The sequence below is a fragment of the uncultured Thalassospira sp. genome (genome assembly GCF_963976115.1).
Classification (GTDB): Bacteria; Pseudomonadota; Alphaproteobacteria; order Rhodospirillales; family Thalassospiraceae; genus Thalassospira.
Window position 1 is genome coordinate 250075 of the sequence record NZ_CAXBJJ010000002.1, and the last position, 14247, is coordinate 264321.

General features: G+C 52.4%; 9 protein-coding genes. 1 reads left to right on the forward strand and 8 read right to left on the reverse strand.

Annotated features, from left to right (window positions below; translation table 11 throughout):
- Positions 1–18: 18 nt before the first annotated feature.
- The 4 genes from AAC086_RS03095 to AAC086_RS03110 all read right to left on the reverse strand — a co-directional run bounded on the left by AAC086_RS03095 (position 19) and on the right by AAC086_RS03110 (position 8914).
- Complete coding sequence (locus tag AAC086_RS03095; protein WP_339775150.1) at positions 19–5910, reverse strand: SDR family NAD(P)-dependent oxidoreductase; 5892 nt, start codon at positions 5908–5910, stop codon at positions 19–21.
- A 122-nt stretch (positions 5911–6032) separates the two neighbouring features.
- Entirely contained in the window at positions 6033–6578 is a 546-nt protein-coding gene (locus AAC086_RS03100; protein ID WP_339775152.1) for a hypothetical protein, read from the reverse strand.
- 59 nt (positions 6579–6637) lie between these two features.
- Complete coding sequence (locus AAC086_RS03105) at positions 6638–7531, reverse strand: hypothetical protein (protein WP_339775155.1); 894 nt, start codon at positions 7529–7531, stop codon at positions 6638–6640.
- Between the two features lie 603 nt (positions 7532–8134).
- Positions 8135–8914: an FCD domain-containing protein gene (locus AAC086_RS03110; protein ID WP_339775157.1), complete on the reverse strand. Its 780-nt coding sequence runs from the start codon at positions 8912–8914 to the stop codon at positions 8135–8137.
- 316 nt (positions 8915–9230) lie between these two features.
- Here AAC086_RS03110 and AAC086_RS03115 point away from each other — a divergent pair, with 316 nt between their 5' ends.
- Complete coding sequence (locus tag AAC086_RS03115; protein ID WP_339775159.1) at positions 9231–10436, forward strand: MFS transporter; 1206 nt, start codon at positions 9231–9233, stop codon at positions 10434–10436.
- A gap of 56 nt (positions 10437–10492) precedes the next feature.
- Here the strand turns inward: AAC086_RS03115 and AAC086_RS03120 are convergent, their stop codons facing one another.
- The 4 genes from AAC086_RS03120 to AAC086_RS03135 form a co-directional block, all read right to left on the reverse strand.
- Positions 10493–10618, reverse strand: coding sequence for a sugar phosphate nucleotidyltransferase (locus AAC086_RS03120; protein ID WP_339775160.1), 126 nt, complete (start codon positions 10616–10618; stop codon positions 10493–10495).
- The gene (rfbD, locus tag AAC086_RS03125) at positions 10599–11510 is read right to left on the reverse strand and encodes a dTDP-4-dehydrorhamnose reductase (protein WP_339775161.1); all 912 of its coding nucleotides are present in this window, start codon (positions 11508–11510) and stop codon (positions 10599–10601) included. Before rfbD ends, AAC086_RS03120 begins: the two co-directional genes overlap by 20 nt.
- On the reverse strand, positions 11507–12568 hold the full coding sequence (rfbB, locus tag AAC086_RS03130) for a dTDP-glucose 4,6-dehydratase (RefSeq protein WP_339775164.1): 1062 nt from the start codon (positions 12566–12568) through the stop codon (positions 11507–11509). The genes rfbD and rfbB overlap by 4 nt, the downstream gene beginning before the upstream one ends.
- 431 nt (positions 12569–12999) lie before the next feature.
- Complete coding sequence (locus AAC086_RS03135; protein WP_339775167.1) at positions 13000–13980, reverse strand: GntR family transcriptional regulator; 981 nt, start codon at positions 13978–13980, stop codon at positions 13000–13002.
- Between the last annotated feature and the right edge of the window lie 267 nt (positions 13981–14247).

Consider the following 14247-nt stretch of genomic DNA (forward strand, 5'->3'; position numbering starts at 1 on the left):
GCCTTCGTGATTAACGGATCAGGTTACGGCAAGATATTTTGACGAAACCTGATCAACACTGTGGCTTTCTGCGTTGGTGCCTGTAACTGCAATCGCCAAACAGAAGACGGATATATCGCCAGGTGTTTTTACATCTGTCGCGCAAGAGATAACGGTGGTATCGCCGCAATGAAACCTGATCCAGTTTTGGGTTGAAGCGGGGTCAAAAACCAGCGGGGCATGGCTGTTCAGTCCTGCTTTTTTAAGAGCTTCGCACACCGACCAAATACGGGTGGCAGACAGGTTTAAGGGTTCCGCAAAGGTTTTTTGGATGAATGTTGCCCGTGCGATAGCGTTTTCACCTAACAGGGCGCGCCAGTCCGCCTCGGATTTTTGCAGGACATTTTGCAGATCGCACCCCACCGACTGCGCGCTATCGACCACACATTTCCAGTCTTCGCAATAAGATGCCGATCTGAAGCGGGCATTTTCTGAAGGGTCCGGCTTGCCGTCAGGGCGGTAAGTGTCATTTTTGCGATTATGGCGGTTCTGCCAGCGGTCCTGGAACGGGAACACGGAAATTCGCAGGTCGGCCCCAGGTCGTTCTGTTGCCATTTTACGTTCGACAAAGGGCGCGATCAGAGGCAGGGCGGTGAGTTTCAAGTTGGCCGGAGGCCCCATTGCCCGAAGTTTAAGGCCGCGCCAATGCTCAACTATTTTGCCCGTATCATCAAAAATAACGATGTCATAGATCAGTTCGGTGCCGAGGTCGGCAATTTCGGTTGCAAAAACGCGATAGGATTGGCCCGGATTTAAGGCTGATAGTGCAATTTCATCGACCGAAACCGGGATAACGGTTTGATGGGGAATGCAGGCCTGAACGGCATGAAGGGCGGCATCACGGGCACCGGCATCCCCCAAAACCAGTTTTTGCGGCAAACTGGCATTAAACCATGCATGTGTATCGCCCGATGACAGCGACACAAGGCAGCGCCGTGCTTCGATAAGCTGATAGCCGTGTATCCGCTGGAAACGGCCGTTTTGAAACAGGATATTCTGATAAAGGTCAGATGCGGGGTCGAATGGCTGGATCAATTTCGCCCTTGCAAGAGACTGAATTTCAGGACGGATCTGGCAAATTGAAGGCGCGCCTTCAAGGCGGCAGCGCGCCGAGATGTGGTTGACCTGAAAATTGGTGGAGGAGCAGCGAAGGGCGATTGAAAAATCATTTTCAGCCAGGGCCAACACCGCCACACGAAGCGTAATCGCAACATCGGGTGCGGCAACAACAGCCTTGGCAAACACCACATCGCTAAAGACCGGGGCCAGGGTGTTTTCACTGTTTTGACTTAGGGCAAGAACAGCCTCACTCATGGCTTCAAGCGCCATAACGGCGGGGAATATCTGTTCGCCGTTCAAAGTGTGATCGCCAAGATAGGGATCGGATTGAGCCGAGATTTGAAAATCGCAGATCAGTTCAACTTCGGGAGTATGAACCCGGATGTTCTGTAAAAAGCGGTATTGGTCCGTGATTAACGGGAAATGGTGTAGGGTCGCGGGAGCACCATAACGGCCTGATACCACGATGTTTGTTGGTAAGTTAACGTTGTTTACAATATGTAAAAACTCGCGCACACCATCGTCAACGGAAAGAGGCGCAATTCCCTGGGCCAGCAAGGCATCCATGCTGCCAATCCGCTGCCCCATCCCCACCCCGGCCCATACTGACCATTCAATGGTTTTGCAATGGCAGGCCGGGTGGCGCGTCTGAAAATCGGTAATTTTCTGGCTGAGCCATTCATTACACAAGGCGTAATCGGCCTCGCCATGCAGGCCCATGCGGCCAATGATGGAGCCAAAACCGACAACAAGTTTCAGTTTGTCGGTATCAATCGCAGCCAACACATTTTCAAAACCGCCGATTTTAGGACCAATGGTCGCCTGAATGTCGGGCAGGGTTAAATTGGCAACGGTTTTAGGGTTATTGACACCGGCACCATGCAATATGGCGGTCACCGGACGGCCAAGTTCAGCCGTACCAGCCGCAATTGCGGCAATAACAGCGGTTTTTTGGCCGATATCGGCGATTTGATAGCTTGCTTTGATGCCGGCATTGGCAAAGCGTTGCAGGTTTGCCGCCAGTTCGGCATTATCCGTCGCTGAAGACCGCCCCAACACCAAAAGCGCGCACCCCGATTGCCGGGACAGTTGAAAGGCGCATTCCGCACTAATCCCTTTGCCGCCACCGGTGACCAGCAAGATGTCATCCTGGCCAAGCAAGCAGGGAGGTTGCATGTGGTTTGGTGTTATGACATTGAGGATCGGGATTTGACGTTGATCGCATGAGCCGAGGAAAACTTCGGCAAAGCCGGGTTTGGCACCCCGGATTTCAGCGATGATGCGAGATACCGCATTTTCAGATATACCAGATTGCAGGTTTAAAACCAGAATGTCGATATTGGTGTTTTCAAGGAAAAACGATTTCACAAAGCCGCTTACCGACCAGCCATTTTGCAAAACAACCAATTGCAACGGATTTTGGCAAGATTTGCGCCGGATAATTGCCTTTTGCGCGGCCTTTAGCAGGATGGCAACATCATCAAGGTCGGCCTGATTGCCAATGCGCAGTAAAATGCCATCGTTATATGGACCGGTTTTAAGCTTTGCCAGCACGGCATTTTCAAGCGGCCCGAAATTGCCATATCCTTCCCATTCGCCGAAAATAGTATCCGCGTGCGGGGTGGGCATTGGGGCATCGTGATTTTGAAACTGAAAATAACGCACCCAATTGGCAATACCGGCTGGCGCGCCCTGATATGTGTTGCGATCCCTGTTTTCAGAATTAGCCATTTCGGCGATGGCCGTTGCGATATCCCCAATTTTGCCATCGGCAAATTCTGTTGGGTCAACCAGCAAGGGCACGCCAATAGCGGTGCTAAGCCGGGTGACAATTTCGCCAACAGTGATCGAATTTAAATGCAGATCAGACAACATCCGGCTGCTTTCTTCCAACGACCACGAGGGCAGGCCGGTGCGATCCGCGATGATGGCGCGTAAATGAACAAGGATATTGACACGGTCGCGCGTGACGGCAACCGGTTGCACTGTTTGCGGGCTTGCCGCGGGTGGTTCGGCATCAACGGGTGCCTGTGTCGCGGCCGGAATTGTTTCACACGGATTGGCGATAAAATGCGGGTTCCAGTCCCAATCGAATTTTTTGCTAAAGCGGTTTTGATACAGGCGGCCAATATTGGGCGCACAGCCAAGGATATAGGCACCCGCCGCCGCACGTAAAAAGGGCTCGAAACTGGCACCGCCCACATCGAGCGAGATGGCAGGAACATCGCAGAAGCTCGCCGTGATTTTTTCAAGCAGCGTGCCGGGGCCAACCTCGATCAGCAGGTCAATATCGGATGACGCGTATTTTACCGCGTCCATGAACAGAACGGGTGCCGAAATTTGTTGGCACAGATAACCCGCAATGTCGGCATTGTTGGGCATGGCGGTGCCTGAAACCGTTGAAATAACTGTTCGCTGTGCCGGGGAAAAAGGGATGTTTGCCAGCATTGTTGCAAGGCGGATTGAAACCTCTGCCATCGCCGGGGAGTGGAATGCCTGACGCACGCCCAAAACGGTGCAGGCTGTGCCCAACGCCCGAAGATCCGCGACAAACTGGTGGATGGCATCATATTTGCCCGAAACAATCGTTTGCCGGGGGCCGTTGAGATTGGCGATAACGATATCTTTGCGGGTGCCAATGGCGCGTGTGGCCCCGTTTTCATCGGTGGCAATGGCGGCCATCGCGCCTGATATATTGGCATCGGACGCCATTGCCAACCCGCGCATGGCGGCAAGGTCTAGCAATGTTTGCCCGTCATAATGCCCGGCCCAATGCAGGGCGGCAAGTTCGCCCAAACTGTGGCCAACAGCAACATCGCCCTTTATGCCAACATGTTTAAGCATTTCCAGCCCGGCAAGCGAGGCTGCGGCGATAGCAGGCTGGGCAAAGTCGGTATTGCTGCGGTCTTTGAAAATCTCAAGCCTGGCATCGTGAAACGCCTGACAGACGGCAGGGAAACGACGTTCGTAAATGCCACCATGGCACCGTGCCGGCGCACCCTGACCCGAAAACAGCAAGCCGATTTTACCGGTTTCGGGTTTACTGGAGGCAAAAATGCCCTCCGCGGAGGCGATATTAATGCTGTTATCCGCCATCGCCGACACAGTCGTTTCAAGTATGCCGATTTTTTGCGCCAGCGCCGTGGGGGTCGCAGCGACAATAGCAGCCTTCCAGATGAATTGGGAATTCAGCGACGCCCGATGTGCCAATTCGGCAGCAAGGTCGATTAATTCAGCGCGCGAGCATTTGTTGGCAAAATTGGCAACGTGGCGGATGGTCCATAACAAATCGTCCTGGCTGGCGGCGGCGAAAACAAAAATTTCGCTGTCTTGAAATGCGTCAAGGTCCGCCCTTTTCTGACTGCCTGCGACATAAACCGATATTTTGGTTTGCGCAGGGGCCTTGGCCAGCGTGATGTGGGTGTTAATGCCGCCAAACCCCATGGCACTGACACCGGCCCGGCGTTCAACACCGTCTGATTGCCAATCCCGAATGCGATGGGATGGGGTAAGATGTGCCAAATTCTGCTCAAACAAGGCATGGGGGCGTTTGCAGGCCGTGGTGGGGGGCAGGATATTTTCGCAAAGACACTTGCTGGCGCGCAATAACCCGGCAACGCCTGCTGCGGCTTTGGTGTGGCCGATATTGGCCTTGATCGAACTGATAATAGCGGGCTGGATCGGTGCGTCATATTTTTCACGTGCCGTCATCAGCGCGGTAAGCTCGGTGGTATCACCAACCTTTGTGCCTGTGCCGTGGCCTTCAAAATAGCCAACACTGCCAATATGATAACCCGCTCGATCATAAGCACGTTGCAGGGCAAGAATTTGCCCTTCGGCCTCGGGCCGGGTCAGGCCGCCATTGCCATCGGATGACACACCCCACCCCCGGATAACGGCGTGGATATGCTCGCATTGTACAAGGGCGTCGTCATAACGCATCAAGGCCAGAAAACCGCACCCTTCACCGGGCCAGAAGCCCTGTGATCCTTCGTCATAAACCAGCATATCGTCGTGTGCCAACGCCGATGTACGCGAAAAACCGGTCAGTTCAAACGGATCAAGGCTAAGATCCACGCCACCGGCAAGAACCATATCGGCGTCGCCCATGGTCAGGGCTGTGCAGGCATCAATTACCGAGATCAGCGATGAAGAACACGCGCCATCAACGGTGTAGCCGCCCCCCTTAAAGTCAAAATGGTTACAGATCCGCCCGGCGATGGTGTTAGCAAGCCCACCTGCCAGTGTATCTTCGTTTGGAACCGGGAAGGGGGCTTTGTAATTGCCTTCAAGGTCGCGCAAAAAACGAACAAGGGTATCCTCGGTGATATCGGGATATTCGGTGCGCATTTGACGTTCGATCACACCGCGCACATAAGGCCAGCGTAAACGCATCAGGTTGGCGCGTGAAAATTCGCCGGTCAATGTGTTGCCAAGTATGACCCGAATGCCTTCATTGGCAACTATGGGGCGACCTTTGCGAAAACGAATACTGTCGATGGTTTCGCGCGCCACCGTCAAAGCCAGCCAATGGGTAAGATCGGTGGCATTATAGCTTTGGTTTGAGACGCGAAACCAGTTGCGGTCAAACTCAAAGCCTTTAAGCACGGCGGCCTGATTGGTATAGGCACGGTCCTGTGCACGACCGGAGCTGTCAAAATAACCCGCAGCAAGGCGTTCGGCGGGAATGGTGCGAAAAGACCGGCGCTGGGCCAGGGCATTTTCAAATAATTGATCGGCATTATCAGCATCAGGATAACGACAGGCCATGCCAACAATGGCAATTGGGCAATGTGTTGCGGTTTTCTGCATGGCTTTTATCCTGCGCGTTTTGGGATGAGGCGGGGGATGAATTTCTTGGGGGGCAAGCTGCCCGTGGATGACCCATCTGGCGGGGGTTATAACCAGATGGGTCATCGGTGTTCAGGCTGGTGTTATTTCATGGTGACCGGCGAGGACGGCGCATTGCCAATCGGGGTTTCGGTGGTGACAAGCACCTGGGTCAGGGCTTTGCCTGCTGCCGAAAACCATTCGTATTGGGCGGTTTGGGCATTAAGCGCCATGACACGCGAAATTAGCGTGCCCTGATAGACAAAGGCTTTTTTGCCCGGGGGGCATGAAAACGACATGCCCTGGGTGCGGGTGGTGTTCCACTGTTCGCTGAACGACAACGCAAAGGTTGTTTCAACGGACGCGGTAACGATTTCGATGGAAATACCAACCGAGGTTTTCACACTGACACTTTGTTCAGTGGTGAAGGTGAAACCATTGGTCACCGACGCGCTGTAATCGCTGGTGACAGTCGATTTGGTATTGTCCAGCGACGCAATGATTTCAAGGTTCGGGCTGTAGAGGATGATCGACAGCATTTCGTTAGTCGTACTTTGGGCCGGAACACCTGCGTTGAAGGTGGTTTCGTTTGGCACCGGCATGACGTCAAAGATTTTCAGTTCATGTGCGGAAGGAGGTCCGAATGGCATGTGAAGTCTCCAAAAAGGATGGGTGAATACAAATTTGAACGGTTGCGATGATCGCGGATTTAGCTGGTGCGGCAGGAAGGCGCGGTTGCTGTGTTGATGGCAAAATGCTGCAAGACAGCATCATATTGCTGGCACAAAACCACCGGATCGGTGTAGAGCACCGACCACGCATTCATTTTCAGGTAGGTGGCGTGGGTATCGCCGCCGTCCTTGGTTTTGCGTTTGTAGTCTTCGATGGTCAGATGCCATGAAACCGTTAGAACGCCGATACCATCGGCCATGCCGGTTGTCGGGTCGTAATTATCAACAAGGTCAATCACGCGGCTGTCAGAGACGTCATAATTGGAGATATTTGAATCGTTTAACGGCTGGATCACGTTTGAAAGTGTTGCCGTCATGGTGGGTTTATCAAGCCCCTTGACCAGGGTGGACGAGGCCGTCAGGCCAACCTGGACAAACAGTTTCTGAATGGCTTCGGCATTGGGATAGTTGCCACTGGTGGCCGGGGGCGAGTTTTTAACGCCGGTGAAACCGTTGCTCGATTTGTTGTCGAACAGCCAGTTGAAATGATCCTGATACTGGATGATTTCGAGGTTGGGGCCATAGCCTTCGGCATCGTTATTGTCGGGAATGGTCCAGTTGCCGGTTGCGGCACTGGTCATTTGCGGAACAGCAGTTGCCGCCGTAAACAATGTAACAGGTGCCGCGGCTTTCAGGCGGTTGGCATTTAACGGGCTGGTGTGGGGTGCCTTGATGGCCATTGACTGAATGGCCCCATCGGGCAATTGCGATTTTACATTGGTGATGTAGGTGGAGAGGTTTTGATCGTTGATCTGCGCACAGCTAAGCCCGATATTTTCCAGGCTTTTTTTCAGTGACGCATTGTCAAACGGGGTCGGTGTTGCCTTGTTCAGCGTTCCGACTTTGATTTTAGCACCAGGACCGAATGGCATTTTAAAACTCCTGTTGATTGAATGGATTTTAGTGTTGGGGCACCGGAAATTGGCTGGTGTGAATGCCCAAATGAAATGTGCTGATTAAAAATCGGCAAAATACGCATAAGCAGGCGGAGGATGGTCGAACGCCTACGCACACTAATCCGCGCTGAAGGCTGTTTTGCATCCGGTGATGGCATGACAAAACAGCCCCGAAAAACGGCGACCCGGCTTCTTTCAGTGTGTTGAAAACCAACAACTATACGTTTGATCTGAAGGATTTAGCGGCGGCACTTGTGCCCCATCCATCTGCCCTATTGAGACGGAGGCATGCTGCTGTTGTGACAGGTGACGTGCCGAAAAAATTGCGCAAATTGATGAAACGCTCGTAAAACGGGCGTTATCTGGCAGTGTTTGCCAAGACGTTTAACAGGATTCTACGGTGGATAGTGGCTCTATAAATGACGCAATTGCGCCAGTTAAACCGGCCACAAACGAGGCCGGGACTGGCCCGCATCAGACGGGGATACGCGGGCATTAATTTTTATTTTTCAAAGGGCAATTTACCCCTTAAAATAGAAGACAGGTTGATTTTGGCGTGTCTGTTGTCTTAGACGAAAGCTAAGAGCGGCGCTCGGCATCGTTGATGGCGTGCTTGACGAGATCACGCATGGCGGTTTGTGCCGCGCTCGCATCACGGTCGATAAAGGCGTGATAAAGGCGTTCGTACAATTTGTGGCTGCCATCCATGCCCGTCATGCGGTTGGTGTGGCCAAGGGTTTGTACTTGCTTTTCAAACAAAAGCTCAAGTGCGGAACTGATGACAGGAAAAACCTGATCTAACAATTCAGAACTGACAGCTGAGACAAAAGCCTGATGAAAGGCGAGGTCGGCTTCAATGAAGGCTGCACGCCTGTCATGTTCATTAACGGTGGTATCTTCCAGGACAGCTTTTTTGGCGTGCCATGCAGCATCGATTTTTTGCCGGGCATCATCATTGGCCATCACGGTTGCGCTATAGGCAATGCCCGGTTCCAGGACAAGGCGGAATTTTAAAAGGTCGCGCAATAATCCTTCGCGATCACCGGCCTGAAGGCGCCAATCCATGACATCGGGGTCAAGCAGGCGCCATTCGGAACGGGGTTGAACGCGGGTGCCATCGGATGTCCGACTACGGATCAAACCCTTGGCACTCAAAATCCGGCAGGCCTCGCGGATGACAGAACGACTGACAGCCAGTTCGGTGACAAGGTCGGCTTCTTTGGCGATGACCGCACCAATCGGCCATTCACCCCCGACAATCCGCGCGCCAAGATTGGCGACCGAAGACCCTAAAATTCCCCTGACTTCAATTGTACCAGCAATCGGTGTGAGACGTTTCAGCGTTTTGGTTTTGCGCATGATCGTTTGCCCTGATTATTTATGTGATGATCTTATAAATAATCAGCGACAAGGTTGCCAACCCTGAAAGGCAGATTTTGAAGGCGTAACAATTGAGCCATGACAGGTCTGATCAAAGTCCCCCGTAAACGCCGCCAGTCATGTCTCTGGTTTCACGCAGGCAACATTCTGGCAAGTTGATCGAATTGGTTATTCCAAAATGGAATACACCTTATGATTTTGTCTGATATTCCGCAATATCCACAACCGTTCTATAGCTGGTTCCAACATCAGGCTGCGATGGGCAGCCCATCAGATATGTCAGGATATATCGGTTATGGAACAGGTTTTTTCGACACCGTCGCGGGCGGCGAACGGTCTTTCACGCAGTATGGCGTTTGTTATGGCCGCCGCCGCCGGGGTTTCGGTTGCCAATATTTATTATAACCAGCCCATGCTGGGGTCGATGGTGCGGGATTTTGCCGGGTCATCCGTGGTTGGTTTTATTCCCACATTGACATTGCTGGGCTATGCATTAGGGCTTTTTTTGCTGGTGCCTCTGGGCGATGTGATTGAGCGGCGAAGACTGATTGTGACGCAATTTCTGGTGCTGGCGGTTTCATTGGCTGGCGTTGCTGCGGCACCCAATGTTTGGGTTCTGGTTGTTGCATCAATAATGGTTGGTGCAAGTGCCACCGCAGCCCAACAAATAGTACCATTTGCCGTGCATTTGGCCCCGGCGAAAAAACGTGGATCGGTGGTTGGAACGGTGCTGGCGGGTATTTTGGGGGGCATTTTGCTCAGCCGGACACTTGCCGGGTTTGTCGCCGACTATGCCGGTTGGCGGGAAATGTTTTGGCTGGCAGTGCCGTTGGCCGTTGTCGCCGGGCTGACGATGTGGGTGACCTTGCCCCATAGCAAGCCAGATACCCAAATGCGTTATGGGCAATTGTTGCGCTCGCTGGCGGGGTTGTGGGGGGACCTGGTTGAACTGCGCTTTGCTGCACTGACACAGGCCCTGCTTTTTGCATCCTTTTCAGCATTCTGGACCATTCTGGCCCTGCTGCTCGAACAGCCTGCCTATAATATGGGGGCGGCTGACGCCGGGCTATTCGGGATCGTCGGGCTGGTCGGGGTTCTTGCCGCCCCCGTTGCCGGGAAAATTGCCGACCGAAAAGGCCCGCACCGCATTGTTATCGCCGGGTCCGTCGTAACGCTGGCGTCGTGGGTGCTGTTTGGGTTGTTGCCAACCATCCCGGGCCTGATTGCGGGTGTTATTTTGCTTGATTTCGGCGTTCAGAGCGCCTTGGTATCGAACCAGCACATCATTTATGCTTTAAAACCCGAAGCCCGTGCACGGTTAAACACCATTTTTATGGGCAGTATGTTCCTTGGCGGCGCTGCTGGTGCGGCACTTGCCAGTGCCGCGTGGGTTTCGGGCGGCTGGATCATGGTTGCCGGATTGGGTGTGGTCTTTTCGGTGCTCGCCATCGGTACACAGTTGCGCGTTTTAAGTGTCCGCTCCGGGTTGGTGCGCGGCTAGAAAATACGCTGATCTTTGATTTCTCCGTTAACGGTCAAAATTTGTCATAAGATATATTATAGCTCTTTCCTGCTTTCAACAGCGTGGAATTGAAGCTTCTTGGAGACAACCAACGTCGACGGATGCAAACGTGATCCCGTACCACCCGCGAGAATAATCCCCTTACGCATAGTCTTCGCCATTTGTTACATTTTGCAAAACTTCGACAAGACTAGTGCCAAGATCAGGCAACCCGAACCCGAAATTGGCCTTAAACTTCTCCGTCAACATGACAGAATAGGCAGGCCGCTGTGCAATTGTCGGGTATTGCGCACTTGTGACACCTTTGATCTTGCACTGCCCCCCCGGCCAGTTTTCCCCAAACAGGTTGGTCGCTTCAAACTGAATCGCCCGGCTAAACTGGCACCATGTCATCTGGCTATCCGAAGACAGATGGTAGGTGCCAAATTTTTCGAACCCACTTCGCGTTACCTCCGGCAAAACGCGCAAAATTGCCGACGCCAGATCAAGAGAACTTGTCGGGCAACCCTGCTGATCGTCGACCACAGCTATTTCATTTTTAATGCTCAATAAGCGCAGCATCGTTTTAACAAAATTCTTGCCATATGGGCTATAGCTCCAGGAGGTTCTAAAGATAAGATGCTTTTCGCTGATTGAGCGAACCGTTTCTTCACCAGCCAATTTTGTTTTGCCATAGACACCAAGAGGTGAAACAGGGTCCGTTTCCCGATAAGGCGCCTTTCCGGTGCCGTTAAAAACATAATCTGTTGAAATATGGATAAACGGCAAAGATTGACGTGCTGCCCCCTCAGCCATAACTCGAACAGCATCACAATTTACACGCTGCGCAATCTCCACCTCGCTCTCGGCAAGATCAACTGCTGTATAAGCTGTTGCATTAATGATGATGTCCGGGCGATACAGGTCAATCGCCCTGATGATACTGTTTGAGTCTGACACATCACACATTCTGCGATCAAGGAACTGTAAGCTGAGGCCGACGCCCCCCTCACCGCGCAAGGCAAGACTTCGACCAAGTTGGCCATCTTTACCAAAGACCAGGACCTTAATCATTCAACGCTACCCTTGCCAAGCCGCTCGCCAGAATATTTGTTTTTCAGAATCGGCTCCCACCAATCGCGATGCGCGATATACCACTTAACGGTTTGTAAAAGACCGGCGTCAAAATTGTGTTTCGGGGTCCAACCAAGCTCTGTGCGGATTTTGGTTGGATCGATTGCATAACGCCAATCATGCCCTGGTCGATCAGAAACAAATTCAACGACATCATCAAAGCTATGGCAACCCGTTTCGGGGACAAGTGCTGTAACCGTGTCAAAAACTTTCCGGACGACATCAAGATTGCTTAGCTCGTTACAACCACCAACATTATATCTCTCACCAACCTTGCCTTTTGTCAGGATCGTAAACAAAGCCTCAGCATGATCTTCGACATATAACCAATCTCGGGTGTTCAGCCCACTGCCATAGACCGGCAGTTTCTTTCCATGCAAAATATTAAGGATCATCAATGGAATCAGTTTCTCGGGGAACTGATAAGGCCCATAATTGTTCGAACAATTACTGATAATCACCGGCAGCCCGTACGTATGATGCCATGCGCGAACCAGGTGGTCAGACCCGGCCTTGCTCGCCGAATAAGGCGAATTCGGCGCATAAGGTGTTTCCTCAGTAAACAGTCCTTCATTGCCCAACGTCCCGAAAACCTCGTCGGTTGAAACGTGATGAAATCTGAAAACTCTTTTTGCGACATCATCTAGCCTGTTGAAATATTCACGAGCGACTTCAAGAAGCGTAAATGTACCGACAACATTGGTCTGGATAAACTCAGCAGGCCCATCAATCGAACGGTCAACATGACTTTCTGCTGCTAAATGCATCACCGCATCGGGTTGAAAGTCTTCGAACACCCTTTCAATTGAGGATTTATTGCAAATATCTTCCTGTGCAAAGGCATAGTTTCTTCGTCCGGAAACCACCTCAACAGTGCGCAAATCTGCCGCATAGGTCAATTTGTCAAGATTAAGAACCTGACAGCCCTTTTGCCCTGCAAGGAGACGGCAAACAGCGGACCCGATAAAACCAGCACCACCGGTAACGATAACTTTCATGTCATCTCTTTTACTGTGGATATATCATGGGCTACGAATAATTGAAGATGACGACCTTGTCACCCAATTTAGCGAGATGGTGAGACGACCAACATCTGTGCCCTTGTGAACCGTCACATGATCGATCAGCATTTCCTTCATGAAGGGCACCGGGTCTGTGTCCCAACGCCGAATTGGTGCAACCGAAAATTTTCCAGTTTAAAACCAGTTATTGGAACTGGGATAAGGCCGAACAACGCTCTTAAAATCCGCATGTATCGATCAAACTGTCTGCGCAATACGACCATCTGCTACGGTCCAGTCCATCCTTCAATAGCAGATCATTAAGACTGCGCTTGAGCCTGATTCCCGCAGCGTGCAAATGATGACATATCAGATGCGCGACGTCAGGGTTGTCGGTTAAACCATGCCTGAAGCTTACCGGGCCGTTTTTACAACGGCACCATAAAGTCTGGCCGGTTGGGTAGATGGCTGTCGCGCAAATCAGAGAGACGGCGCAAGGTGGTTTCGCGTGCGCGTATCAAATGCTGTTCAAGAAGTGATGACGCCGCCGATGCGTTTCCGGCTTTTAGTTCAAAAGCAATTGCCAGATGTTCGTTGATGGTGCTTTTAACGATGTCGCAGGACCGGGTTGCGACGAAGGAAATATGGGTTGAAATCAGCGGCAACTGGCTGCGATGAATGGCGTCGTTCATGGGCCAGTTATCGCTGCCAAGCACGATATCAACGTGCAAATCCTTTTCCAGCCTTAAAATGTCATCCGTCGTTATCGTTTCAATCTGGTTCCGGGCGGCTTCAAGCCGGGAGATCATTTTTAGAAGGGATGATTTTTTGAGGGTTCCGGCAACGTCGCGCAAGGCTAATGGCTCCAGCGCGCAGCGCATGGCATAGTGGTCGCAAATGTCTTTCTCGGTCATGGGGCCGGCCTGCCAGCGACCATTGGGCAGTTGCGCTACCAGCCCGACCCGTTCAATCCGGCTTAGAAATTCGCGCGCAATGGTACGGCTAACACCATAATGGTCGGCAAGCCGCGCCTCGCTAATGCGATATGTGCCAAAAACCAGGGCCGATGCCACAGTCAATTCGGCCTCGTCAAAAATGCGCATGCGCCAGTTGCGATTGCCCAGCACGTCAAGCAGCTCGGCGTCAATATCAAGGTCGAGATCCGCAAATCGAATGGCACGAGAAGGCGCATTTCCGACGCGGACATAGCCCTGCCCCGGCGAGCTAACCAGCATTGCTTCCCCTGCTAGCCTGGCAAGGGCGACGCGCACGGGCACCCGGCCGACATCAAGCAGCCGGGCCACATCGGTTTCACGAATGCGCACGCCACCAGGTATCCGGCCCTGCGCGATATTTGATTTCAGAATTTTATAGACCGCATCATTAATGCGGGGCGGTTCGGTTTTCATCCGGGTCCTCATTTTCCCCGATTTAAAGCATATTTCCTTTAATATGATCCATTTTGCCAGCTCAGTCTGCCGCCTGGTAAGGAGAAGTCCGCAGGGCGTAATGGGTTTACGGACAAGGATTTCGACGCGGCCAGGCGGCAGACTGAGCTGGCCCACAGGGTTTGTTTTTGGCGGTGTTTGGCGGCGTTACACCGCTCGCCCGATGCGCCGCATCGCGCAGCGCGCTGTGCCTTACCAAACAACACGCCAAAAACAAACAAAATGGGT

Coding starts and splice junctions, on each gene's coding strand:
- AAC086_RS03105 (WP_339775155.1), bottom strand. CDS start 7,531: ATGCCATTCGGTCCTGGTGCTAAAATCAAAGTCGGAACGCTGAACAAG.
- AAC086_RS03100 (WP_339775152.1), bottom strand. CDS start 6,578: ATGCCATTCGGACCTCCTTCCGCACATGAACTGAAAATCTTTGACGTC.
- rfbB (WP_339775164.1), bottom strand. CDS start 12,568: ATGAAAGTTATCGTTACCGGTGGTGCTGGTTTTATCGGGTCCGCTGTT.
- AAC086_RS03135 (WP_339775167.1), bottom strand. CDS start 13,980: ATGAAAACCGAACCGCCCCGCATTAATGATGCGGTCTATAAAATTCTG.
- AAC086_RS03120 (WP_339775160.1), bottom strand. CDS start 10,618: ATGGCGAAGACTATGCGTAAGGGGATTATTCTCGCGGGTGGTACGGGA.
- AAC086_RS03095 (WP_339775150.1), bottom strand. CDS start 5,910: ATGCAGAAAACCGCAACACATTGCCCAATTGCCATTGTTGGCATGGCC.
- AAC086_RS03115 (WP_339775159.1), top strand. CDS start 9,231: ATGGAACAGGTTTTTTCGACACCGTCGCGGGCGGCGAACGGTCTTTCA.
- AAC086_RS03110 (WP_339775157.1), bottom strand. CDS start 8,914: ATGCGCAAAACCAAAACGCTGAAACGTCTCACACCGATTGCTGGTACA.
- rfbD (WP_339775161.1), bottom strand. CDS start 11,510: ATGATTAAGGTCCTGGTCTTTGGTAAAGATGGCCAACTTGGTCGAAGT.